The 23,728-nt window shown below is 62.3% G+C and carries 24 protein-coding genes and 1 tRNA gene; 12 read left to right on the top strand and 13 right to left on the bottom strand.

What is annotated here, in order from left to right; genetic code table 11:
- Positions 1 to 194, bottom strand: a 194-nt coding sequence (locus AB4097_RS19675) for a hypothetical protein (protein ID WP_442042720.1), incomplete at its 3' end; no start/stop codon positions are given.
- 64 nt (positions 195 to 258) lie between these two features.
- Here AB4097_RS19675 and AB4097_RS19680 point away from each other — a divergent pair.
- Entirely contained in the window at positions 259 to 1,947 is a 1,689-nt protein-coding gene (locus AB4097_RS19680) for a PAS domain S-box protein (protein ID WP_442042675.1), read from the top strand.
- Positions 1,948 to 2,119: 172 nt separating this feature from the next.
- Here AB4097_RS19680 and AB4097_RS19685 read toward each other — a convergent pair whose 3' ends face one another.
- The 6 genes from AB4097_RS19685 to AB4097_RS19710 all read right to left on the bottom strand — a co-directional run bounded on the left by AB4097_RS19685 (position 2,120) and on the right by AB4097_RS19710 (position 8,135).
- Positions 2,120 to 3,112: a bile acid:sodium symporter family protein gene (locus tag AB4097_RS19685; RefSeq protein ID WP_442042677.1), complete on the bottom strand. Its 993-nt coding sequence runs from the start codon at positions 3,110 to 3,112 to the stop codon at positions 2,120 to 2,122.
- Positions 3,113 to 3,125: 13 nt separating this feature from the next.
- Positions 3,126 to 4,520: an NAD(P)H-dependent oxidoreductase gene (locus AB4097_RS19690; protein WP_442042679.1), complete on the bottom strand. Its 1,395-nt coding sequence runs from the start codon at positions 4,518 to 4,520 to the stop codon at positions 3,126 to 3,128.
- A gap of 79 nt (positions 4,521 to 4,599) precedes the next feature.
- Positions 4,600 to 5,862: a 3-oxo-tetronate kinase gene (otnK, locus tag AB4097_RS19695; protein WP_442042681.1), complete on the bottom strand. Its 1,263-nt coding sequence runs from the start codon at positions 5,860 to 5,862 to the stop codon at positions 4,600 to 4,602.
- Positions 5,859 to 6,668: a hydroxypyruvate isomerase family protein gene (locus tag AB4097_RS19700; RefSeq protein WP_442042683.1), complete on the bottom strand. Its 810-nt coding sequence runs from the start codon at positions 6,666 to 6,668 to the stop codon at positions 5,859 to 5,861. The genes otnK and AB4097_RS19700 overlap by 4 nt, the downstream gene beginning before the upstream one ends.
- A 4-nt stretch (positions 6,669 to 6,672) precedes the next feature.
- Positions 6,673 to 7,392: a 3-oxo-tetronate 4-phosphate decarboxylase gene (otnC, locus tag AB4097_RS19705; protein WP_442042685.1), complete on the bottom strand. Its 720-nt coding sequence runs from the start codon at positions 7,390 to 7,392 to the stop codon at positions 6,673 to 6,675.
- A 53-nt stretch (positions 7,393 to 7,445) separates the two neighbouring features.
- The gene (locus AB4097_RS19710; protein WP_442042687.1) at positions 7,446 to 8,135 is read right to left on the bottom strand and encodes a GntR family transcriptional regulator; all 690 of its coding nucleotides are present in this window, start codon (positions 8,133 to 8,135) and stop codon (positions 7,446 to 7,448) included.
- Positions 8,136 to 8,352: 217 nt separating this feature from the next.
- Between AB4097_RS19710 and AB4097_RS19715 the strand changes: the two genes are divergently transcribed.
- The 6 genes from AB4097_RS19715 to AB4097_RS19740 all read left to right on the top strand — a co-directional run bounded on the left by AB4097_RS19715 (position 8,353) and on the right by AB4097_RS19740 (position 14,194).
- On the top strand, positions 8,353 to 9,372 hold the full coding sequence (locus AB4097_RS19715) for a 4-hydroxythreonine-4-phosphate dehydrogenase PdxA (RefSeq protein ID WP_442042718.1): 1,020 nt from the start codon (positions 8,353 to 8,355) through the stop codon (positions 9,370 to 9,372).
- A gap of 56 nt (positions 9,373 to 9,428) precedes the next feature.
- Positions 9,429 to 10,424 carry a Bug family tripartite tricarboxylate transporter substrate binding protein gene (locus tag AB4097_RS19720; protein ID WP_442042689.1) on the top strand — a complete coding sequence of 332 codons (996 nt, stop codon included), beginning with the start codon at positions 9,429 to 9,431 and terminating at the stop codon, positions 10,422 to 10,424.
- Between the two features lie 80 nt (positions 10,425 to 10,504).
- Positions 10,505 to 10,984 (top strand): tripartite tricarboxylate transporter TctB family protein, encoded by a 480-nt coding sequence (locus AB4097_RS19725; RefSeq protein WP_442042691.1) that lies wholly within the window; start codon positions 10,505 to 10,507, stop codon positions 10,982 to 10,984.
- Between the two features lie 25 nt (positions 10,985 to 11,009).
- The gene (locus AB4097_RS19730; RefSeq protein WP_442042693.1) at positions 11,010 to 12,524 is read left to right on the top strand and encodes a tripartite tricarboxylate transporter permease; all 1,515 of its coding nucleotides are present in this window, start codon (positions 11,010 to 11,012) and stop codon (positions 12,522 to 12,524) included.
- Positions 12,525 to 12,583: 59 nt separating this feature from the next.
- Entirely contained in the window at positions 12,584 to 13,480 is an 897-nt protein-coding gene (locus tag AB4097_RS19735) for an NAD(P)-dependent oxidoreductase (RefSeq protein WP_442042695.1), read from the top strand.
- A 183-nt stretch (positions 13,481 to 13,663) separates the two neighbouring features.
- Complete coding sequence (locus AB4097_RS19740; protein WP_442042697.1) at positions 13,664 to 14,194, top strand: dihydrofolate reductase family protein; 531 nt, start codon at positions 13,664 to 13,666, stop codon at positions 14,192 to 14,194.
- A 98-nt stretch (positions 14,195 to 14,292) separates the two neighbouring features.
- Here the strand turns inward: AB4097_RS19740 and AB4097_RS19745 are convergent, their stop codons facing one another.
- From AB4097_RS19745 to AB4097_RS19755, 3 genes are read right to left on the bottom strand one after another with little or no spacing between them, the layout of a single operon-like run.
- A complete protein-coding gene (locus tag AB4097_RS19745; RefSeq protein WP_442042699.1) occupies positions 14,293 to 15,261 on the bottom strand; it encodes a PfkB family carbohydrate kinase in 969 nt (322 codons plus the stop codon).
- Positions 15,262 to 15,264: 3 nt separating this feature from the next.
- On the bottom strand, positions 15,265 to 15,939 hold the full coding sequence (locus tag AB4097_RS19750) for a GntR family transcriptional regulator (RefSeq protein WP_442042701.1): 675 nt from the start codon (positions 15,937 to 15,939) through the stop codon (positions 15,265 to 15,267).
- Positions 15,936 to 16,823 carry a dihydrodipicolinate synthase family protein gene (locus AB4097_RS19755; protein ID WP_442042703.1) on the bottom strand — a complete coding sequence of 296 codons (888 nt, stop codon included), beginning with the start codon at positions 16,821 to 16,823 and terminating at the stop codon, positions 15,936 to 15,938. The genes AB4097_RS19750 and AB4097_RS19755 overlap by 4 nt, the downstream gene beginning before the upstream one ends.
- A 141-nt stretch (positions 16,824 to 16,964) precedes the next feature.
- Between AB4097_RS19755 and AB4097_RS19760 the strand changes: the two genes are divergently transcribed.
- The 5 genes from AB4097_RS19760 (at position 16,965) to AB4097_RS19780 (ending at position 21,899) form a co-directional block, all read left to right on the top strand.
- Complete coding sequence (locus tag AB4097_RS19760; protein ID WP_442042705.1) at positions 16,965 to 18,299, top strand: ABC transporter substrate-binding protein; 1,335 nt, start codon at positions 16,965 to 16,967, stop codon at positions 18,297 to 18,299.
- 40 nt (positions 18,300 to 18,339) lie between these two features.
- A complete protein-coding gene (locus AB4097_RS19765) occupies positions 18,340 to 19,278 on the top strand; it encodes a carbohydrate ABC transporter permease (RefSeq protein ID WP_442042707.1) in 939 nt (312 codons plus the stop codon).
- The gene (locus tag AB4097_RS19770; protein WP_442042708.1) at positions 19,275 to 20,099 is read left to right on the top strand and encodes a carbohydrate ABC transporter permease; all 825 of its coding nucleotides are present in this window, start codon (positions 19,275 to 19,277) and stop codon (positions 20,097 to 20,099) included. The genes AB4097_RS19765 and AB4097_RS19770 overlap by 4 nt, the downstream gene beginning before the upstream one ends.
- 146 nt (positions 20,100 to 20,245) lie before the next feature.
- Positions 20,246 to 20,752 (top strand): cytochrome b, encoded by a 507-nt coding sequence (locus tag AB4097_RS19775; protein WP_442042710.1) that lies wholly within the window; start codon positions 20,246 to 20,248, stop codon positions 20,750 to 20,752.
- 748 nt (positions 20,753 to 21,500) lie between these two features.
- Complete coding sequence (locus AB4097_RS19780) at positions 21,501 to 21,899, top strand: hypothetical protein (protein ID WP_442042712.1); 399 nt, start codon at positions 21,501 to 21,503, stop codon at positions 21,897 to 21,899.
- 215 nt (positions 21,900 to 22,114) lie between these two features.
- Here the strand turns inward: AB4097_RS19780 and AB4097_RS19785 are convergent, their stop codons facing one another.
- The 3 genes from AB4097_RS19785 to AB4097_RS19795 all read right to left on the bottom strand — a co-directional run bounded on the left by AB4097_RS19785 (position 22,115) and on the right by AB4097_RS19795 (position 23,698).
- Positions 22,115 to 22,552 carry a hypothetical protein gene (locus AB4097_RS19785; RefSeq protein ID WP_442042714.1) on the bottom strand — a complete coding sequence of 146 codons (438 nt, stop codon included), beginning with the start codon at positions 22,550 to 22,552 and terminating at the stop codon, positions 22,115 to 22,117.
- Between the two features lie 93 nt (positions 22,553 to 22,645).
- Entirely contained in the window at positions 22,646 to 23,401 is a 756-nt protein-coding gene (locus tag AB4097_RS19790; protein ID WP_442042716.1) for a calcium-binding protein, read from the bottom strand.
- Between the two features lie 220 nt (positions 23,402 to 23,621).
- Positions 23,622 to 23,698, bottom strand: a tRNA-Met gene (locus tag AB4097_RS19795).
- Between the last annotated feature and the right edge of the window lie 30 nt (positions 23,699 to 23,728).

The following is a 23,728-nucleotide window of genomic DNA, read 5'->3' on the forward strand; positions in this document are numbered from 1 at the left end:
GCGTGGATCATGTGATCGGCGTGGATCATGTGATCGCAGAACTGGGCCTGTCCGAGCGACGGGTTTGCCGGGTTCTGGGTCAACACCGCTCCACGCAGCGTAAGATCCCGACCGCAGCCGATGACGAGGCGGCCTTGACCGCCGACATCATCGCGCTGGCCCTCCAGCAGCGTCCTCCCGGTTCGGACGGTCAACGCGCTCATCGAGCCGGGCGACCGGATCCTCGTTGAGCAGAGTTCAAGCGAAGCGGCATCCTATGTGGAGTTCCGAATCCGCCGTGCCGATGACGGGCAGCTGCGCTGGCTTGCGCGAAGAGGCGAATACGTGCGCGATGCGGAGACAGCCGGGTTGCGGTTCATCGGCGTCATCTATGACATCACGGCGGCCAAGAAGTCCGAGGCAAGGCTTCGAGAGCTGAATGAAAAGCTGGAAAGCCGCGTCGAGGAACGCACACGCGAGCGCGACCGTCTCTGGAGTCTATCCAGCGATCTGTTCAGTGTCTGCGACACCGGCGGCTATCTCATTGCCGTCAACCCGGCTTGGACGGAGCTGCTGGGTTACCGAGAGGATGAGATCGCTGGAACCCGGATCGATGCCTTGATCCACGAGGATGATCGTGCATTGGGCACCGGCCTGATCGACGCCCTGAAGCAGGGCCAGGCGATCAGGGATATCGATCTTCGCGTTCCTGCAAAGGACGGCTCCTATCGGTGGATCAACTGGACCTTCGCACCGGCCGAGGAGGTGTTCTACAGTGTCGGGCGCGATGTGACACAGCGCAAGCAGCTCGAGGATCAGCTTCGGCAAAGTCAGAAGATGGAGGCCGTCGGGCAACTGACGGGCGGCATCGCTCACGACTTCAACAATCTCTTGACCGGCATCGTCGGCTCGCTCGATCTTCTGCAATCACGCATGGCGCAGGGACGTCTCGATAGGCTTGACCGCTACATCAACGCAGCGACGGTCTCGGCCAATCGTGCGGCTTCTCTGACGCACCGCCTTCTGGCCTTCGCCCGACGACAGCCGCTCGACCCGAAGCCGGTCGAGCCCAATCGATTGATCCTGTCCATGGAGGATCTTCTTCGGAGAACCCTGTCTGAAGCGATCCAGCTCAGGATCGTTGCATCAGACGACCTTCCGTTGACACTTTGTGATCGAAACCAGCTGGAAAGCGCCATTCTCAACCTCGCGATCAATGCCCGGGATGCCATGACGGACGGAGGTGTGCTGACCATCGAGACATCGATCTCAAGCCTGGATCGTGTCTATGCCGCGGCGCAGCAGGATGTGTCTCCAGGCCGATTTGTCACGATCAGTGTCTCTGATACGGGAACCGGCATGCCTGCCGACGTTCTGGCACAGGCTTTCGATCCATTCTTCACCACCAAGCCGCTCGGCGAGGGAACCGGCCTCGGTTTGTCCATGGTCTATGGCTTTGCCAAACAATCCGAAGGACATGTCCGGATCTATAGCGAGGTTGGACGAGGTACCACGGTGAGGATCTATCTGCCGTGCCACACTGGAGAGATGGAGGGTGAAGCCCCCGCGCCGGCCCCCAGCGAATCTCATCGGGCCGAGGCGGGTGAGACAGTCCTGGTGGTCGATGACGAGCCGATCGTACGTTCGCTCATTCTCGAGGTATTGGCCGAGCTCGGGTACCAAGCATTGGAAGCAACGGATGGCCCATCGGGGCTCAAGATTCTGGAGTCGCGACAGCGGATCGATCTGCTTGTCAGCGATGTGGGACTGCCGGGGCTGAACGGCCGCCAGCTCGCCGATCATGCGCGGCTGATACGCCCTCATCTGAAGGTGCTCTTCATCACAGGCTATGCCGAGCAGGCGGCCATCGCATCCGGCTTCCTGGCTCCCGGCATGGAGATGATCACGAAACCCTTCGCCATCGAGGATCTGGCGGCACGGATTCGCGAAATCATAGCAAGACCTTAGCCCATTGGGCGGGCCCAAAGGACTAAGTGAGTGAAATGCGGATCCGGTTTGCCGAGCGTGACGAAGGGCTAGTCTGGAAGGGGGCATCGGAAACGATCCCAAAAATGCAAATCCATTTTCGGGATCAATGCTGTAGTGCAGGCGAGGCCGGTCGGCTGCACACGTCCTTTCTTCAACCCATAGGATCCGCGATCGGTGGTTCGCGATCCGCCCGCTCTGCATAGGCTCTCGCCAGAACCGCGCAGACGAGCAGCTGGATCTGGTGGAACAGCATTAGCGGCAGGATGATTGCGCCGATCATGCTGGCTGGAAACAGAATGCTGGCGATCGGAACGCCGCTGCCGAGGCTCTTCTTGGAACCGCAGAACACGATGGCGACCTCATCCGGGCGCGAGAAGCCGAAGAAGCGGCTTGCGGTTGTCGTGACTATCAGGATTAGGGCGAGAAGCACGCAGCTGAGGAGAACGAGAAGGAGCATGTCGCGCGGCGCAAGCTGATGCCACAGCCCCTCGATGGAGGCCTCACCGAAGGCGTAATAGACCACCAGCAGGATCGCACCACGGTCGACGATTCCGGTCAGCCTTCGGCGCTTCTCTACCCATTGCCCGATCCAGGGACGCATGAGATGGCCGATTAGGAAGGGGACGAGAATCTGCACCACGACCTCCCCGATGGCGCCGAATGAGACGCCTCCTTGGGTCTGCATAAAGAGCCCCATGAGGAGGGGAGTCAGGAAGACTCCGAGAACATTGGAGGCCGATGCGCTGCATACGGCAGCCGCAACGTTTCCACGTGCCAGCGACGTGAAGGTGATGGAAGACTGGATCGTGGAGGGGAGAAGGCAGAGATAGAGAATTCCTAAGGAAATGCCGGGCGCAAGATAGGAGTGGAGATATGTTTTCGTGAGCACCCCGAGAATTGGAAACAGGATGAAGGTCGCGGTGAACACCATCAGGTGAAGGCGCCAATGGATGGCGCCCTCAACAATGGCCTGTCGAGAAAGACGCGCGCCCTGGAGGAAAAACAGAAGTGCAATCGATCCAGCGATGACCATCTTGAGGATGGGTGCCGCCGCGCCTGTCGCAGGCAGGAACGTCGCAAGGACTGCCGTCGCCACGAGGGCGATCGTGAAGCGGTCAGGCAGCAGGAGCGAGAGGAAGGCCATGGATCATGCGCCCTCAGGATGCGTTCCCGAAGAAGCGTGCGTCCTGCTCCCGGCGCAGCTTCACCAGTGCCGATGAGTCCTTCAACTCGAGGTGACTCACGCGGATTTCCTGTCCCTTGAGAACCGGCGCCGTCAGGTGGCAATCCGCCGTCAGGTAGAAGGGCGCGGGCGCATTCGTCGTGAGGGGGCCTGCCGGCCGGAACTCGGCGGTCACCCCCGAAATCGTATGGTGGTGTCCTCCCATGGCGAGAACCGTTCCGGCCGGCAGATCCTCGGTCGCGACGGCAACCAGGTCGTAATGCGGCCGATAGTCGGATCCGTAACCGGAGGTCTGGTGAATCGCGGCATCAAGGATGCTGGTGGCGGCCTCGAGTCCGAGCAGGTGCCGTGGCAGGAAGACCATGGCTGTCGCGCCGGTGCGGCTGACGATGTGACCCTTTTGAGCCAGCATGTCCCAGCTCTTCGCATCGTCGCAGCGGATGACCACGAACACACCGCCAGCGAAGCTGATCTCATCGGGCTTGCGCAGGCAATGGAACACGTCGAGGCGTCGGTCTCCGGAGAAGATGCCGCCATCGTGGCGCTGCGAGAAGATCGTCGGAACCTCGTTGATGCGGGCCAGCGGCGCGTGAAGATCGAAGCGGTCCGGCTGCAACCCGGTGGCATTTGCAACCACCATGAGTTCGCACAGGTCCGGCACGGCCCGCTGCGGGAAGCCGGCAATGACCTGGTCCCTGGCCGCGACGATCTCGCTCACGTCCCGTTCGCCGAGGGCCCAATGAGCTTCCAGATCCACGTTTTCCGCCGACCGCTCGTTGCTGACAAGGCGGCGGGACGAGGGATCGTAGACGAAATCGTACTCGCTCGACTTACCCGCGGCGATGATATGAAAGCCCATCACTTCGGCCCATGTGGCGAGGCCGATGAGGAGGCTCGGCTGGTCGCCGTCCACCGTCGTGACGATGCGGCCGCGCTCGGCGGCAAGCGCCTTGAGCCCCGGTCCCACGACGCTGTCGAGTTCCTTCGTCACGAGGGCGAGGTGCTTCTCGGCCTCGACGGCGATCAGGGCGTGATGGGCCGCAGCCATTGGACGTCCGGTCGCCTCCACGACCACGTCGAAGGGAAGGTCGGACACAATGGCAAGATCGCTGGTCGCGATGAAATATCCGCTCTCCCACGCGGCCTTCGCATCGCGAGCGGAGTCGCATATCTGGATCTTGCGCGGATCAATCCCGGCAGCCTTCAAACCTGCCGCGGCACTCTCGGCTGTGAGATCGACGGCAATCCGTGCGTTCATCAGGGGAACGCGTTGCGCCTGAGCGAGAAAGCTCTGCCCGAAGCCGCCGGTGCCGACGACGCAGGTTTCTACGGGACGCTCCGCCTTCGCGTAATAATCATGATAATTCATCGCGCGTCTCTCCCTTCCGATGGGCGGACGCCCCCGGTTTGTTATGCAGCCAAATGTATGTTTCCCATGAGCCGACGCTCTATCGAAGCATGCTCCAGGCCTTCAGGAAGAAGTCCTGAGTTCCGAAGTTGCCCGACTTGAGCGCAAGCGCGAGGTCGTTTCCTGCGAGAGAGCGCGTCCACGGCACACCGGGATCGATTTCGGGGCCGATCGCAAGGGCATCCACATCGAGGGCGTTCACGACGGCGCCGGAGGTCTCGCCACCGGCGACGATGAGGCGGGTAAAGCCGAGTGCGGGAAGGGCCCTTGCTATTTCCGCAAGCGTATTCTCGACGATCTCGCCCGCATTCATGCGCCCAAGCCTGTTCTGAACAGCCAGAACTTCCTCGGGGGTCGCCGTGGAATAGATCAGAATTGGGCCATTCGTCGGTTGTGCTTTCAGCCAGTCGAGCGCCGTTTGTGCGCTGGTGGCTCCCGAAGCCAGCTCTATGGCGTCGAGCCGCAGCGCGGGAATTCCTGCATCCAGGGCCGTCTTGACCTGGCCTCTGGTTGCAGAGGAACAAGACCCTGCAAGGATGATGCTGCGGCCGGTCGGAGCTTCAAAGCCCCCCCGGGTAGGCTGCGTCGAGTCTGCGCTCTGCCGGTAGGCCGCAGGGAGACCCATGGCGACGCCCGATCCGCCGGTGATGAGAGAAAAGTCTGCGGCTGCAAGACCGATGGCTCGCAGATGTGCATCGCTAAGCGCATCGACGATGACGATCCGATGTCCGGCGGCTCTTTCCCGCTGGAAGGCTGAGCGAATGGCGTCGGGTCCAGCATCGACATCGTTGTAGGAAACAAGACCGACCGAGAGCTTGGTCTGCCGCTGCAGCACCCGCACGAGATCGGAATCGCGCATGGGCGTAAGCGGATGGTCCTTCATGCTGCTTTCGTGCAGCGGAACGCCATTGACGAAGAGGTGACCGTTGTAGACCGTTCGGCCATTGGCCGGAAAAGCCGGGCAGGCGAGGGTGAAGTCGCTCCCTGTGAAGCTGAGGAGCGCCTCCGCGACCGGCCCGATATTGCCTTCGTCCGTTGAATCGAAGGTCGAGCAATATTTGAAGAAGAGATGTTGCGCACCGGCAGCTTTGAGAGCCTTTGCGGCGCTCAGCGAGAGACCGACGGCTTCCTGCGTGGGATTGGTCCTGGATTTCAGGGCGACCACGACGGCGTCCGCACCTGTCAGATCGAGATCGGCACGGGGCACGCCGATCGTCTGGATGGTCTTAAGCCCTTCGCGCGCCAGCATGAGGGCAAGGTCGGTTGCTCCCGTCAAATCATCGGCGATGCATCCAAGCTTCATGCCATGGCTCCATGGGTGCTTGAGGGGAGATCCTGAGTCCATCTTGCCAGCCATCCGAGGCCGTCTTCCGTGCGCCCGCGCGGCTTGTATTCGGCGCCGATCCAGCCGTCATATCCGATCTGGTCGAGAAACCGGCAGATGTAGCGATGGTCGATTTCGCCCTCGTCCGGCTCAGCCCGGCTCGGAACGGCGGCAATCTGCACATGACCGATCAGGTCGAGGTGGTCCTTGAGGCGCCGGGTCAGGTCGCCCTGCATGATCTGGGTGTGATAGCAGTCGAACATGATCTTCACGTTCCGGCGTCCGGACTGTCCGATGATCGATGCGGCCTGCTCGACATTGTGCAGAAAGTACCCAGGCTTGTCCCGGTGGTTGATCGGCTCGATCAAGACCGTCATGCCGGCCTGGGCAGCCTTGTCGGCGGCATGCGTCAGGTTCGTTACGAATGTTCGCTCGGCGGCCGATATGGCATCCGGAGTGACGATTCCCGCCATGCAGTGTACGGCCGTGGCACCTATGGCATGGCCGTAAGAAACCGCTTGATCGACAGCCTGCTGAAACTCGATTTCCCGGCCCGGCAGGGCTCCGAGCCCGAAATCCCCCGCGGCAGCATTCCCGACCGGCGTGTTCAATCCGAGCATGGTGACTTGGCTGCGGGTCAAAGCGCTGCGCATTTCGGCAGCTGGAACCTGGTACGGCCAATGCATCTCGACGGCTTCGAAACCTGATGCGGCTGCCGCCGCGACGCGCTCGATTTCGGAAACCTCGGTGAAGAGAAAGCCTAGATTGGCCGAGAAACGGGGCATCGATTCATCCGCATGTGTGAGAATGGTGATGGGGCGAGGAGCAGCATTCCTGCTCGCCGTCGGGCGATTCCTCGGCAATCGCCTCGTCCAGCTTGAAATGCGTTACCAGATCCCGAACCTGGGCGCGGGTCAGCAGGCGTGGGTTGAGGCCGTGCAGGAGAAGACGCAGTTTCGCGGTCTCTTCCAATTCCTCAGTGGCGTAGACGGCAGCTTCCAGATCCTTGCCGGCCACCACGGGGCCGTGATTGGCCAGAAGGACGGCGCTGTACTTGCCCGCCAGTCCTCGGATCGCATCCGCTACGGCCGAATCTCCCGGCCGGTAATAAGGAACGAGGGCCGTTCGTCCAATCTTCATGACGTAATAGGCCGTCATGGGCGGCAGGGCGTTGGCCGGGTCCACGTCGGGCAGCATCGAGACCGCGACGGAGTGGGTGGAGTGCAGATGTACGATTGCGCCAGCGTCCCTGCGGGTTGCATAGAGGGCCGAGTGGAGAGGCAATTCCTTGGTCGGGGCATCTCCCGACACGAGGCGGCCCTCGGCATCGAGTTTGCTCAACCGGGCCGGATCGAGGAAGCCGAGGGAGCTGTTCGTCGGCGTCGTCAGCCAGCCGCCATCGCTCAACCGGATCGAGATGTTGCCGGACGAACCCGCCGTCAGGCCGCGCTCGAACAGAGAGCGCCCGAACAGGCAGATCGTCTCGCGGAGGCGGCTCTCATCGCTCATGGGGAGGCCTTTGAAATTCCAAGGGTGAAGTGAACGTTCAGTGGCAGCTGCCGTCAGATGGCGTGACGAACCCGCTCCCATGTCTTTTCCATATGGGCAGTGAGGATTTTCGACAGGCGATCTGCATCGCGCGCTTCCAGCGCGACGATCATCTCCTCGTGGTCCGCGACGGCACCGGCCCACTTTTCCGGCCCTTCGTTGCCGATGTAGCGGATGCGCTTCAGGCGGGCCTGCAGGACGTTGTGGACCGAAACCAGAGCCTCGTTCTTGGACAGGCGCAGAATCGCCGTGTGGATGTTCTGGTTCAGCTTGAAATAGGGCAGGCGGTCCCGCTTCTCGTACATCTCCATCATACGATCGTGGAGTTGCCGGACTTCGCGGATCTCGACGTCGGTGGCATGCTGGCAGGCCAATCGGCCGGCAAGACCCTCGAGATTGCCCAGGACGATCAGGCTGTCGTGCACGTTCTTCGCGGTGAACTGGCGGACCACGGCGCCCCGTCCGGGGGACAATTCCAGCAGCCCTTCGCTCACGAGGAACTTGAGCGCTTCCCGTAAGGGTGTCCGGGACACGCCGAGGAGCTTGCCGAGGTTACCCTCGTGAAGTCGGGTCCCGGCTGCGAGTTCGCCCTCGATGATCATGTCGCGCACGCGCGCCACGATGGCATCGTGAAGGGTGGGGCGGATGATCGGTCCGCGCGAATCGAACTCGTCGACCGGCAGGCCGGCTGCCTCGGATGCCATGGCTCGTTCCATCTTTAGCCGTCTTTCCACACGTCGTGACGGGGATCGCCTACCCTATACAACTTATTCCTGAATCCACGCAAACAAAATTCTGTATGCAGCATACTTGTGTGCGAAATTCAGCCCTGTTAGTGTCCTTGCGTCATCCCGAGAAGAGGTTGCCGTGAGCGCTCAAACGTTATCGACCCCGTCAGCAAAGCCGACCGTCGCGTTCGCCATGGGCGATCCGGCCGGAATCAGCCCCGAGCTGGCCGCCAAGCTGATCGCATCTGAGGAATTCCGTTCCGGCGCGGATCTCGTGATCTTCGGTGATCTTCGGATCCTGGAGCAGGGCGCCAAGGTTGCGGGCGTTGCAGTCGACGTGGAGATCGTCGGCTCCGAGCAGGCAGTTCCGGATCGCTCCACCCGCCCGGTTCTCGTAGATCTCAAGAACCTGAGTCTCGGCCAGGTCGTGCCTGCCACGGCGACGCTTGAAGGTGGTCAGTTCGCGACCGAGAACTTCCGTCGCGCTCTTCTGCTGGCCCAGTCCGGCCGCGCCGATGCAGTGTTCTTCACGCCCTTCAACAAGAAGGCCATGCGTCTGGCCTATGACGGCTACGACGACGAGATCCGCTTCGTGCGCGACGTTCTCAAGACGTCGGTCGCCGCGAGCGAGTTCAATGTTCTGGGCCGGACCTGGAACGCCCGCGTCACCTCGCACATCCCGCTATCACAGGTGGCTTCGGCCATTTCCGAGAAGGCGATCCTGCGCTCGCTCACGCTGGCCGATCAGTGCATGCGCGCCGCAGGCTTCAATCCGCCGCGCATCGCAGTCGCTGGTCTCAACCCGCATGCGGGCGACGGGGGCAATTTTGGCACCGAGGAGATCGACGTGATCGAGCCGGCCGTTCGCCAGGCGCAGGCGCAGGGCTTTACCGTCGAAGGTCCGTTCCCGTCTGACACGGTGTTCCTGCGCGCCAAGAACGGCGACTTCGATGCCGTTCTCACCATGTACCACGACCAGGGTCAGATCGCCATGAAGCTCATGGGCTTCGATCGCGGCATCACGCTCATCGGCGGCTTCGAGTTCCCGATCTGCACCCCGGCTCACGGCACGGCCTATGAGATCGCCGGAAAGGGCATCGCCAATCTCGGTGCCAGCCGAGAGGCCCTTTCGCTCGCCATTCGCATGGGCGCCGAAGTGAAGGCCCGCCGTGCCATGGCCGAACAGCCGCGACTGTCAGCGGTGAATTCCTAAACAGCAGTTCCGAGACCCGACGCCATCGGTCGGAAACATCCCAGGGAGGAAGAAAGATGCTCAAGAAGATTTCATGGTTGCTTACCACCGCCGTCGCGGTGACGTTCGGCGGCGCAGCGCAGGCTGATTGGAAGCCCTCGAAGCCGGTCGAGTTCGTCGTCACGTCCTCGCCCGGCGGCGGCACCGACAACTTCGCCCGCGTCGTTCAGTCGATCATCGCCAAGAACAAGCTGATGGATCAGTCCGTCATCGTCACCAACAAGGGCGGCGGCAGCGGTGCGGAAGGCTTCATCTATACGAAGGTTGCTGCGGGCGACAGCCACAAGCTCACCTTCGGCACGAACAATGCTTACCTTCTGCCTTACGTGGCGAAGCTCGCTTACAAGGCCGACGAGCTGACCCCGGTGGCCGCCATGGCCCTCGACGAGTTCCTGCTGTGGGTCAAGGCGGATTCGCCCTACAAGGATGCCAAGAGCTATATCGAGGCCGTGAAGGCGAAGCCTGACACCTTCAAGATGGGCGGCAGCCAGTCCAAGGATACCGACCAGACGCTCACCAGCCTGATCCAGGACGCGACAGGCACAAAGTTTATCTACGTTCCGTTCCAGGGCGGCGGCGCTGCCGGCGTGCAGCTGGCCGGCGGCCACATCGACTCCAACACGAACAACCCGAACGAGAATGCCGGTCAGTGGAAGGCCGGAGCGGTCACTCCGCTCTGCGTGTTCAGCCCGACGCGCCTGCAGGGCAACGTGAAGGTGACGGCCACGATGGGCTGGTCCGATATACCGACCTGCAAGGAAGCTGGCATTCCGATCGACAAGTTCCAGATGCCGCGCACCGTGTGGCTGCCGGGCGGCGTTCCGGCCGAGACGGTCGCCTACTACGCCGACGTCCTCAAGAAGGTGAGCGAGACGCCGGAGTGGAAGGAATATATCGAGCGCACCTCCCAGACCGACCGCTTCCTGGCCGGCGCGGATCTGAAGAGCTTCATCGCGGACGATGATGCCAAGAACCGCAAGGTCTTCGAGGCTGAAGGCTGGGTCGTCCGCTAAACGCGACGGTCCCATGGCTGACGGGGGAAACCCCGTCGGCCCTTATTTTATGCGGCACTCATCGGACCGGGATGAACGTCATGATTTCTCGTTATACGGCTGAGATCGGAACTGCGACCCTGACCGCGGGCCTGGGCCTCGCTGCGGTCATTGGTGCTCTGGAATTCGGAATTGGCTGGGGCGACGCGGGCCCGGAATCCGGCACGTTCCCGTTCTATATGGGGCTTTTGGTCGTGCTCGCCAGCGTCGGCACCTTGGTCCAGGCGACCGTAGGCCGAAAAGGGCTGCAATCGGTCTTCCTTCATAAGGAGGAGGCCATGCGAGTCGCATCGTTCTTCCTGCCGATGCTTGCCTTCGTGGTGGTGTCGCTTCTCCTCGGTCTCTATATGGCGACGGCCCTGTATCTTGCCTTCGTCATGTGGGCGCAGGGCAAGTACCGCCCGGTCGTCTCCATCGCTTCAGGCGTTGCCGCAGCCGTCATCTTTTATGTCCTGCTCGAAGTTGCCTTCCAGGTGCCTCTCCTGAAGGGTCCGCTCGAAGCCGCTCTCGGCATCTACTAGCCTTTGATCCTGACGGAGACAGGTCGTGGAAAATTTCGCATCACTCCTTCACGGGTTCGGCGTCGCGCTGACAACCTACCATGTCATCCTGATGATGGTCGGCGTTCTGCTGGGCATTCTCGTCGGCGTCCTCCCGGGCCTCGGCGCGCCGAACGGCGTTTCGCTGCTTCTGCCGTTGACCTTCACCATGGATCCAGTGGCGGCGATCATCCTGCTTACCAGCATGTACTGGGGAGCGCTTTTCGGAGGTTCGACGACATCGATCCTGTTCAACATCCCGGGCGAACCATCATCCGTCGCGACGACCTTCGACGGTTATCCCATGGCCCGGCAGGGACAGGCGACACAGGCCCTGACGCTCGCGTTCCTGTCGGCCGGCTTCGGTGCGATGGTGGGCGTCATTCTCATCACCGTGCTGTCCACCTGGGTGGCCAAGTTCGCTCTTCGCTTCAGCTCGCCTGAATATTTCGCGGTCTATTTCCTGGCCTTCGCCAGCTTCGTCGGACTTGGCGCTGCATCGCCGTTCAAGACGGTTGTGTCCATGGGCCTCGGTTTCGCGTTCGCTGCGGTGGGTATGGACACGGTCTCCGGCGGACTGCGTCTGACCTACGGGTTCACCGAGCTTCTGTCCGGCATCAGCTTCCTCATCGCGGTGATCGGCCTCTTCGGCCTCGGCGAGCTCATGATCACCATGGAGGAGGGGCTGCGCTTCGACGGGATCCGGGCCCGAGTCAAGGTGCGCGATGTGCTCAAGACGATTGCCACTCTGCCGCGCTACTGGGTGACGCTGCTGCGCAGTGCCGCCATCGGCTGCTGGATGGGCGTTACGCCCGGCGGGCCCACGGCGGCATCCTTCATGAGCTATGGCCTGGCCAAGCGCCTGTCCCGGCGCAAGGAGGGCTTCGGCAAAGGTGAGCCGGAAGGCGTCGTCGCTCCCGAGACGGCTGATCACGCCGCCGGAAGCAGCGCCATCCTGCCGATGCTCGCCCTGGGCGTTCCCGGTTCCGCAACCGCGGCCGTCATGATGGGTGGTCTCATGATTTGGGGCCTCAATCCCGGTCCCATGCTGTTCATCGAGCGTCCTGATTTCGTCTGGGGCCTGATCGCCAGCATGTATCTCGGCAACATCGTGGCCGTGCTCATGGTGCTCGCGACCATTCCGCTCTTCGCCTCGATCCTGCGCATTCCGTTCGCCATCATCGGCCCGGTGATCGTGGTCGTGTGCTTCATCGGCGCCTACACGGTGGCGGGCCGCCCGTTCGACCTGTGGCTCGCTCTCGCCTTCGGCATCGTGGGGTATCTGTTCAAGAAGCTGGATTACCCGATCGCGCCGCTGGTGTTGGCGATGGTGCTCGGCGACAAGGCGGAAGATGCGTTCCGGCAATCCATGATCATGTCGCGCGGCTCGCTCTCGATCTTCTGGTCGAACGGGCTCGTCACGACGCTCATGCTGATCGGTCTCGCACTGGCTCTCGGCCCGGTCCTGAGCACTGTGTTCGGTCGCCTGACGAAGGCCAAGACCTCCTCGGCGGTCGCTTGAGCCGATGTTCAAAAGGCTCTGCCCGGCAAATCGGGCGGGCCGTCTTGCAGGGGTATTCCATGGCATCCGCTTCACTCAGTATCGCGTTCCTCGGCATCGGTCTCATGGGATCGCGGCAGGCGAAGCGGCTGCTCGAGGCAGGCTATTCGCCGACCCTCTGGAACCGTTCGCGCGAGAAAGCAGAGGTGCTTGCTCCGCTCGGTGCACGTGTGGTGGACAGGGCGGCCGATGCGGTGAGCGATGCCGACGTGGTCATTCTCATGCTGGAGAACGGCAGGATCGTCACGGACGTCCTCTTCTCGCAAGGTGTGGCGGAGGCCTTGAAGCCGGGCGCCGTCCTGGTCGACATGAGCTCCATCAAGCCAGCGGAAGCGCAGGACCATGCGCGACATCTGGCGGAGCGTGACGTTCACCACATCGATGCGCCCGTATCCGGCGGTACGACCGGCGCGGAGAAGGGGACGCTTGCGATCATGGCTGGGGGTGAAGCCGAGATATTCGCTCGCGTCGAGCCCATCCTGAGCATCATGGGGCGGCCCGTTCACGTGGGGCCGCACGGGGCAGGGCAGCTCGCGAAGCTCGCAAACCAGATCATCGTCGGCGTCACCATCGGGGCCGTGGCCGAGGCGCTTCTTCTGGCGCAACGTGGCGGCGCCGACCCCGCCAAGGTCCGGGAGGCACTGCGCGGCGGGTTCGCCGAAAGCCGCATCCTCGAACTGCACGGCCAGCGCATGGTCGAGCGCGACTTCGTCACCAAAGGCCGCTCGGTCACCCATCTCAAGGATCTCGACAACGCTCTCGACGCTGCGGAGCGCATCGAGATCGATGCTCTGCCCTATACCGCACTCACGGCGGACCTGTTTCGCGGCCTGATCGAGAACGCGGGTGATCTCGACCATAGCGGCCTGTTCGTGGAACTCGAGCGCCGCAATGGCGGGCGCTCAAGTAAGCCGTAAACCCATAAATCGGTCGTGTCCGGAGGTAGATAGTTTGGGTGATCCCGGCTGTGCTTACAGGCTGGGACGCGGATTTTCGATATAGCTCGCACCTACGAAGCATCGGTCAGATTGTAACGAGCTTCATGCCTGTGTAGCATCGGTCAAACCTTTTCGAGGAGCTTGGGGAGGGGATTCGACCGCATGGCGAAGCTCGTGTTCGCTTTGAACCAGTCCCTGGATGGGTATGTCGACCACATGGCATTTGCTCCTGAGCCCGCGCTTTTTCGTCATTTCATCGACGACGTGCGCGCCGTGGCCGGAAGCGTGTATGGTCGTCGCATGTACGAGGTGATGCGCTATTGGGACGACGATCATCCTGAGTGGAACGAGGAGCAACGCGAATACGCCGCAGCATGGCGGAGCCAACCAAAATGGGTCGTCTCGCGCTCGCTTGAGTCCGTCGGCCCGAACGCTGCACTTATCGGAAATGACATCGAGATGGCGATACGTGAGCTGAAGGATAAACTCGATGGAGATATTGAGGTTTCCGGCCCAGAGCTTGCACGGAGTCTAACGGACCTTGGTCTCGTCGATGAGTATCGCCTCTACCTCCATCCCGTCGTGCTTGGTCACGGCAAGCCGTTCTTCGCCGGGCCACGGCCGCCACTGCGCCTCGTGGCAAGCGATCGAATTGGCAGGGACGTGATCAGATTGACATATGTTCCCGCATAGTCGCCCCCGATCTGGCTTTGGCTGCGTGCCGACCTGTTTATGACCTGAAACTGACGTCATGCGCGTGAAATGACGTCTCCCCTTTGTCAGGCGGCATTTTACCGGTGAGCCGGATCAACTTCAGCAGAATGTGCTCTCGTTGATCCCTGATAGAAGGTGCGGGCTCGTTCCACCAGTTCCGGAAGCCGCGGAGCGCCGAGGCGGCCTCCGAAATGCTCGCATTTCATGGCCGCCGCGACATTCGCCATGCGAACCCTGTGCGCCAGGTCCCAACCGTTGACGAGCCCGTAGGCATAGGTGCCGTGCCAGACATCGCCGGCATTCAGCGTGTCGACTGCGTGAATGGGGATCGTAGGGAACTCGGAAAGAGTGCCTTCCGAGCCCCCATGCTCCCAGATCAATGCGCCTGCCGCGCCGAGCGTCACACCGACGACATTCGCTTCGAGCTTCTGCGTCACTTCCAACAAGGCTTCTCCGGGTGTGCGCCTCTCGGCGAGGGAGAGCAGAGCAGGCTCGGAAAACAGGACGTGGTCCGCGAGGCGTATCATCTGCCGCAGTTCGTCGGGCGGCGCGACATCGGCGTCGAGGATCGTGGGAACGCCGTGGCGACGTGCCTCCGTAAGCAGGGCTTCCGCTCCTTCGAGCCAGCGCATGTCGACGAGAACGGCGGCGGCCTCTGCCACTTGGTCGAGCGGCAGCCAGCGTGGATCGGGATCAAGCGACGGATCCGTGTAGGGAACCACGAGCCGTTCACCGAACCTGTCGACGAGGATCGTCGAGTAAGCCGTGCGGGCACCCGGGATCCTGCGGATGCGGTCCGTGCGGATGGCCTCCATGGACAGGTCTTGCAGGAAGCTGTCGCCGGCGGGATCGTCACCGATGCGGGCCCAGATTTCGATATTGCCGCCGAGGCGCGCGATTGTGGCCGCGGCCGCCGTCGCCATGCCGGAAGCCGCCTGCACGGCTTTCTCGGGCAGTATCTTGGCACCGTGTCCCGGAATGTGGTCGATCTTGAAGATGGTGTCCCAGAAAGCGCATCCGAGACAGATCACCGGCTTGTCGTTCATGGCTTACTCGAGACGGAGCGCTCTTGCGCGGGCGCTCATGATATGCGCGACCGCAGCCTCCACGGCGCCCGGCATGTCCCGACGCCTCATGGCCGCGATGATAGCGAGATGCTCGCGCATGACGGGGAGCACGAGCTCCTCGTCGAGGCTCGTCTCGTTCTGCCGGATGAGGCGGACCTTGATCCAGTTGACGCGATAAGCCTTGGAGATGATTTCGTTGTTGAGATCGTCGATGATCCTCTCGTGGAACTCCCGGTCCACCTGCTGGGCCTCGGCCACGAGCTGGTCCGTCAGCCCGCTTTGCGCGGATTCGACGATCGCCCGATGGGCGGTTTCGATCCGTTCGATGGCGGTGTCGCTCGCCGTCTGGCTGAACGCGGCGATGGCCTCGCGCTCCAGGATCAGCCGGAACTGGAATGCGTTGCGAATCAGCGTGATGTCGAGGGGCAGGATCTGCAATCCGCGCTGCGGCACGGTCACGATCAGGCCCTCGGCCTCAAGGCGTGGAATCAATTCCCGGATGGCGCCGAGGGGTTGGCCCGTGATGGCAACGAGTTCGCGCTGAGTCACGAACTGACCGGGCTTGATCTCGCTGCGCAGCAATCGTTCCGTGAAGACGTCATAGGCCCGCTCGCGCAGCTTGATCTCCGAGCGAGGCGCGGGGCGGGCCATTGTCATGCGACGGCCTTGATCACTTGTCCGAAGGGTTCGAGCAGCGAGACGGCGCGCGCAATGCTCCGTTCGCCCAGGGTCGGGAGCGGCGGTCGTGCGACTGCCCAGACCGGGTCTTCGCGCACATGGGCGGTCAGCGCCTTGACCATCGGGACGATGGGATGGCGGCAGATCTCCTGCACCAGCTCGACGATGCGGGGATCGTCCCGGCCGTTCTCCGCCAGCTCGATCACGGCCTCCGGCACGACGTTGGCGACGCCGCAGATGGAGCCCGCCGCACCCGCCGCGCAGGCCCGGCCGAGATAGCTTTCGTCACCGACGAGGATGTCGAGATCGGGAAAGGCTTCGATCAGTGCGAAGGTCGCCTCAGGATCGCCTGCGCTGTCCTTCACGCCCCTGATGGTACCGGGATAACGCTCCTTCAGGCGCGCGATGACCGTGTGGGGCAGGGGCACGCCAGTCATGCCCGGGATATGGTAGAGCAGGATGTCCCGCAGATTGCTGCCGACAGAATCGAACACCGCAGCATACCATGCGAACACCGCATCGTCCGGGGCAGGGCGGAAGTAGAAAGGCGGCGCCAGCAGGACCGCATGGGCGCCACGCCGCAATGCTTGGCTGGTGCTGAATGCGGCCTCCTCCGGCGAGCAGGCGAGGACGCCCTCCACCAGCTTTTCCGCCGGGATGCCGCGGCTGACGATCTCGTCCGCGATGCGATCGCGTTCCATGGCGCCGACCGACGGACCTTCGCCTGTGGTCCCGAAGAGCGTCGCCGTTCGACAGCCGCGGGAAAGGCAATCCTTGGCATGATTGATCAGGCGGTGAACATCCACCTTTCCATCGAGAAAGGGCGTGACAAGGGCGGGACTGATGCCAAAGCTCAGCGACACGGGAGCCTCCAGTAACAGCTTCGGCACCGGGCCGAGCAAGTGCCGTGTTGACACTAACATGTTACATGGGGCTTAATCGGTTGCAAGCACTGAAAAGAGTCCGGAAGGACCGTTACATCGGAACACGGAGGAAATTGCGCCATGGCTGCAAACGTCGGATCGGTTACGCGTCGTACATTTCTCGCAAGCACAGCGGCGGCAGCCGCATACGGTCTCGGAGGCGTCGCGCCGGCCTTCGCGGATGTGAACTGGAAGAAGTACGCCGGCACGAAGATCGGCGTGAACCTCGTGAAGAGTCCGCGCGGCGAGGTGCTGCAGAAATTCGAAAAGGAATTCACCGACCTGACGGGCATCCAGGTTTCGTCCGAGCAGACGCCGGAGCAGCAGCAGCGGCAGAAGGCCGTGATCGAGCTGAACTCCGGAAGCCCGAGCTTCGACGTGGTCCATCTCAGCTATCACGTTCAGAAGCGGCAGTTCGAGAAGGCCGGATGGCTCGCTGACATCAGCGGCTTCATGCGAAACCCGGAGCTGACGGATCCGAGCCTCACCGAGAGCGACTTCTCCCAGGCGGGCCTGCTCTACGCGAAGAACCCACAGGGCCAGATGCTCTCGCTGCCGTTCTCGGTCGATTACTGGATGATCTACTGGAACAAGGACCTGTTCGCCAAGAAGGGGCTCCCTTACCCCCAGACCTTCGAGGAGATGGTCGTGGCCGCCGAGGCCCTGACGGATGCCAAGGAGGGGACCTACGGCTTCGTGGCGCGCGGCTTGAAGAACGCCAACGTTCCCGTCTGGACCAGTTTTCTCCTCGGCTACGATGTCAATCCGGTCGATGCCAACGGCAAACTGATGACGGATTCGCCGGAAGCCATCGAAGCGGCGAAACTCTATCAGCGTCTGCTGACGAAGGCCGCCCCGCAGGGCGTCGCCGGATTCAACTGGTCGGAATGCCAATCGGCCTTCCTGCAGGGCAAGGTCGGCATGTGGCTCGACGGCGTCGGCTTCGCGCCACCGCTGGAGGATCCGGAGAAGTCGCGCGTCGTCGGCAAGGTCGGCTACGGAGTCATGCCGAAAGGACCGAAGGCGCAGGCCTCGGCAACGTTCGGTGACGGCATCGGCGTGACCGCCGCAAGCAAGAACAAGGAAGCGGCCTATCTCTATTGCCAGTGGGCAGTCTCGAAGCTCATGGGTGCGCGCCTACTGCAGGCGGGCGGCGGCGTACCGTTCCGCCAATCCATCCTCGACGATCCCGAGACCCGCAAGGGCGTGAAGATGCCGCCGGAATGGATCGACGCTGTGGTGGCATCGGGCAAGATCAGCAAGCTCGGACTTCCCGTCATCCAGCCGGTAACGGAGTTCCGCGACATCATCGGCATCGGATTGACCAATCTTCTCGGAGGAGGGGATCCGGCAACCGAGATGAAGAAGGCCACGGAGCAGTTCAAGCCCATCCTCGAGCGCAGCGAGAAGGCCTGATGCGACGCGCGGGAGCAGGGTGCAATGGTGGAGCATGTCCATGACTACCATTGCTGAGCGCCAGGCAGCATCGGTCCCGGAGGCAGCGCCCGCGACGGGCGCTCGCCCACCGAGCTCGTACTGGCCCTTCGTCGTTCCCGCCGTCGCGGTGGTGGGGTCGGTGATCGTGTTCCCATGGGCCTTCACGATCTGGATGAGCCTGCAGGAATGGACGGTCGGGGGAGCCCGGCGCTTCACCGGCCTGTCGAACTACATGCGCCTCGCATCGGACGAGCGGTTCCTGACCTCGGTCGGTCATACCCTCGTCTATACTTTCCTGGCCGTCGTTTTGCCGCTGATCTTCGGCACTCTGGCGGCTCTCATCTTCAACTCGCGCCTGCCGTTCCGGGGCATCCTGCGCGGCATCTTCGTGATGCCCATGATGGCGACGCCCGTCGCGATCGCCCTGGTATGGACGATGATGTTCCACCCGCAGCTCGGGGTGCTGAATTATCTGCTGTCGCTGGTCGGCATCGGCCCGCAGGCCTGGGTCTTCAATCCCTCGACCGTGATTCCATCGCTGGTTCTCGTCGAGACCTGGCAATGGACGCCGCTCGTGATGCTGATCGTCCTGGGCGGGCTCGCGGCCATTCCGACTGAGCCCTATGAAAGCGCCGCCATAGACGGAGCGAACATCTGGCAGCGCTTCCGCTACATCACGCTGCCGATGATCGCACCGTTCCTCATGGTTGCCGTGATCATCCGGACCATCGACGCGTTGAAGAGCTTCGACATCATCTATGCCATTACCCAGGGCGGCCCGGGCACCGCGTCGGAAACGATCAACCTCTATCTCTACAGCGTCGCCTTCGCCTATTACGACGTCGGGTACGGATCGGCTATCGCCGTCGTGTTCTTCGCCATCGTCATCGGACTGTCCCTTCTCATGCTCCATCTTCGTCAGCGCACGAAGTGGATAGATCTTCAGGGGGGCGCATGAACGTCCGCAAAGCCGCCGATACGCTCGGCCTGTTCTTCGTCGGTCTCGTACTGGTTTCCCCGGCCATCCTGTTCTTTCTCTGGATGATCTCGCTCTCGCTGAAATTCGAGGTCGACAACGCGGCCTATCCGCCGATCCTGATTCCCGAACGTTTTGCCTGGAAGAACTATACGGGCGTTTTCGAATCCAACCGCTTCGGCCTCTTCTTTCTCAACAGCCTGATCGTGACGGGAGCCGCGACCGGGCTCGCCCTGCTCATCGGCGTGCCGGCCGGCTACGGCATCGCCCGCATGAAGGCCACCAAGGCTGCCGTCGTCGTGCTCATCGCCCGCATGACGCCTGGCCTGTCCTACCTGATCCCGCTCTTCCTGCTCTTCCAATGGCTGGGGCTGATGGGCACGCTGGTGCCGCAGATCATCGCCCACCTCGTGATCACCGTGCCGATCGTCATCTGGATCATGATCGGCTATTTCGAGACGACGCCGCTCGAGCTCGAGGAAGCGGCCGTCATCGACGGTGCCAACCGCTGGGACGTCTTTCGGCACATCGCTCTGCCGATTGCGAAACCCGGCATCACGGTCGCCTTCATCCTCGCGGTCATCTTCTCCTGGAACAACTTCGTCTTCGGCGTCGTGCTGGCGGGTCGCGAAACACGGACCCTGCCGGTCGCCGTCTACAACATGCTGTCCTTCGAGCAGTTGAGCTGGGGGCCTTTGGCCGCGGCCGCCCTGATCGTAACTCTGCCGGTTCTCATCCTGACCATCGTCGCCCAGCGACAGATCGTGGCCGGCTTGACGGCCGGCGCCGTGAAGGGTGGCTGACAAGGGCTTGCGCTGAATTCCGGATGACCGTGTCACGCAAGGGGTGGGCGGTTTTGATTTAGCGCATCGTTGCAGGAAAGGCGGGATGATAACATCCCGACGCTTCGGCAGGGAACTGTCGGAAGCCGTATGGAAGGATGGCATCGATGCCGCGCTACTCGAGGTCTCTCATCATTCTCCATTGGGCGATGGCCCTGCTGATCCTGGCTGCTTGGCTGACTTCCGTGGGTGGGAGACAGGTCCGCCTCAACCCTCCGCTGCTGCATTTTTCTCTCGGACTTTCCGTGCTCCTGCTCGTCTTGCCGAGGCTGGTCGCCCGCTGGTGGGGCAGCCAGCCCCGCATCGAGGACCCGCAGGGCCCATGGCTCAACCTCGCGGCGAAGATCGGCCATGCGGTACTGTATCTTTTCATGATCGGCCTGCCGCTCACGGGCTGGTACGCCGCCTCGCGGATGGGCATCGGGGTCTCGCTCTTCGGCCTGTCTCTGCCTGCCATCGTGGCTTCCGCCCAGGGAGCCCCGGGACCCGTTGCGGAGATCCATGAAACCGGCGGCACCATCATCCTCGTCCTGGCCGGCCTCCATTCTGTGATCGCCCTCTGGCACCAGTTCGTGCTCCGGGACGGAATGATGCAACGCATGAACCCCGTCTAGGGCATCGTGTGGGGCTAGAGGGCCGCGCCGAACGATGCGCTCGTCAAAGAGAGGAGCATCCGATGGATCCCAAAGGTGCAAATCCACTTTTGGCTCAGATGCTCTAGGCCCGGTGGGCGAGGGTGCATCCGCAGTTCCGGCTCCCATGCGATGACCTCGACAAATCTCAGCGGCAGGGCCCAAGTGATCAAACGCGGTTTGGAGTGCTCAGCCTCTGCCAGGCGCTCCTGTCGAGGGGTTTTTGGTGGAGCGGAAAGCCCCGGCTTGATCGTGACCCCGGTCAGAAAGGCTGGATGGGCCTTTGGATGTGACGAATTGTGCAAGCCTATCCGTCAAAAGTGCCTAGCATTTGTCTCAAAGGATCAAGCCGGCGGGCAGGAGAGGGTCATAGTGGAGTGATCGTTACGTCTCGGCCTCGCGCTTGGGCGCCCCAAGGGCGAAAGGGAGGTTGGCAATGAACAGGGTTCTTTTGGCAATCGGCGCACTCGCTTTCGGCGCTCTTCTCATTCCAGGCGAAGCCCAAGCGCAACGCGGCGGTCATGGTGGGTTCGGTGGCGGAGGATTTGGCGGCGGAGGATTCCGCGGTGGCGGATTTGGCGGCGGAGGATTCCGCGGCGGTGGTTTCGGCGGCGGAGGCCCAAGGATGTTCATTCCGCCCGGTGGAGGTGGCGGCTTCCGTGGGGGAGGGATGCGAGGCCTCACCACAGGATCGATTGCAGTTGCCCGGCCCGGCCGGAGTGATTTCGGTATGGCAGCGATCGGGCGTCCCGGATATGGCTTCGGCTATGGCGCACGCGCCCCCTATTATCGTGGTGCCGCCGGTGCCTACGGTCCCTACAACCGAGGCTATTACGGGCGCTATCCCTATTACGGTCGTTACGGCTACGGCCGTTACCCCTACTACGGCTATTACCGCGGCTATCCGTATTACGGTGGAGCCCTGGCGGCCGGGCTGGCTCTCGGCGCCTTGAGCTATCCCTATTATGGTTATGGCTATTACGGCTATAATTACCCGTACTACGGCTATTACCCGAACTATTATCAGACCACCATCGCGTCCGGCCAGGATTGCTACTGGGTCCGCAACCGCGTCGTCGGCAGGAACGGGCATGTGATCTACCGCCGCGAACAGGTCTGCAACTACTAGAGCATCGGACGTGAGTTCGAGTTCATGTTCTATGCTCTAAGTTTTTGTTTTTCGCATCTTTACACGCAAAACCGGTACCCACTTTTGCGTTCGCTGCTCTCAATGCGCTGGCCGTACTGGTCGGGCTGTTGGCGCGGCCAGGTCATCCGTTGAGGGCCGTTCCACCTGTGCGCAGACCGCCCTTGTGAGTTGAGCCCCACATGGCGGCACAGGCCTCAGTAATACCGACGGTAAGCCACCCTGGGTCCGAGATAGCCTCGCCCATAATAGCCCCGATATGCGCCGTAGTGCCGAGGCCCGTAATACACGGGCCGGGGATAGAAGCGCGGTCCGTAATAGGCCGGGCGCGGGTAGTAGTATGGGGCGTAAGAGACGGGGCGGGGATAGGCATAGCCTGGCCACGGCCCGTAATACCCATAGCCGTAGGCTGGGTATGCATATCCATAGCCATAGGCCGGTGTCGCTGCCGCCGTGATCAGCCCGCCGAGGATGGCTCCGCCGATCAGCCCAGCCGCCACCGCACCGCCGCCGCCCCAGCCATAACCGCCGCGATAATACCCCCAGCCCGGCCCTCGCCAGTATTGCGCGTGGGCGGTTTCGACACTGCCGGTCATGATCAGCGCGGCCGCAGCAAGTATTGCAATCTTCCGCATGTCAACCTCCGGAACGTAGACTGCCTGCCCCTCAAAGTTGGTTGCTGTCTCTTTCAGTCCATCCCGCGCACATGGATGGAATGCGTCGTTCGGCTAGATGTTGATGATGTACCGATAGTTCATGTCTGCCGCGCTGCCGGCTCCCGCCAGAACGACCCCGGTCTCGAACTGGTGGTCATGGTTGAGATCCGAAAGCAGATAGCCGGTATCCGTCTGAGGGTTGTACAGGAACACGTGCACTATTCTCGCGCTGGTGAAGGTCGCCTGCGCCTGGGCTGCCGCATCGGCGATGGACGTCACGGCTGTGCTGGCCTCGCGGTAATTCGACGATGTTCCTGTAATCGGCATCCCGATCCAATCGAGGCCTGCGTTCCAATCGGTGATCGTATCCGCGCTCGCCGTCGTGATGCCGGACGTGCTTTTCGTGAACACGAAAGCGTCGCCTCCCGTGCCGCCGGTCAGCCTGTCGAGTCCCGATCCACCCTCGAGAAGGTCGTCGCCTGAGCCTCCGGACAGGGTGTCCTGTCCCGAGCCGCCATAGAGGTTGTCGTCGTTCGCGCCGCCGGACAAGCGGTCATTCCCGCTTCCTCCGAACAGGAAATCGAAGCCGAAGCCGCCGACGAGAGTGTCGTTGCCCGATTGACCGTAAAGGTCATCGGGGCCATCTCCGCCGTTCAGGTAATCGTTGCCGTTGCCGCCGACGATGATGTCATAGCCCCAGCCGCCATAGATGTCGTCATCCCCGCCGTTGCCGTAGAGATCGTCATAGCTGCCGAAGCCGTAGATCACGTCGCGGCCGGATGTTCCCTTGATCAGGTTCGGCCAGTCGTTCCCATAGAAGGTCGCCATGGATGCCACCGCATCTGCCCCCTCGGATATCGCAAACGATCCGGGTCGTATCGGACCTCATCTATCAGTCGATAACAGCATTCCCCAACGCATCGGGGGCTGCTTGATCGCACGAGACAGTTCTTTGACAGTTTGAGCCAGCCGTACGTGGCTTTTTCTGTTGGCGTGTGCGGGACAAGCCAAAACCCTCTGCGGGTTTGGCCCTCGGAGGGTTTTGATGTGGTTGCGGGGACAGGATTTGAACCTGTGACCTTCAGGTTATGAGCCTGACGAGCTACCGGGCTGCTCCACCCCGCGCCAAGTGTGGCCTTCGAAGCAGGCTTCGAA

The sequence above is a fragment of the Microvirga sp. 2MCAF35 genome (assembly GCF_052115545.1).
Taxonomy (GTDB): Bacteria; Pseudomonadota; Alphaproteobacteria; order Rhizobiales; family Beijerinckiaceae; genus Microvirga.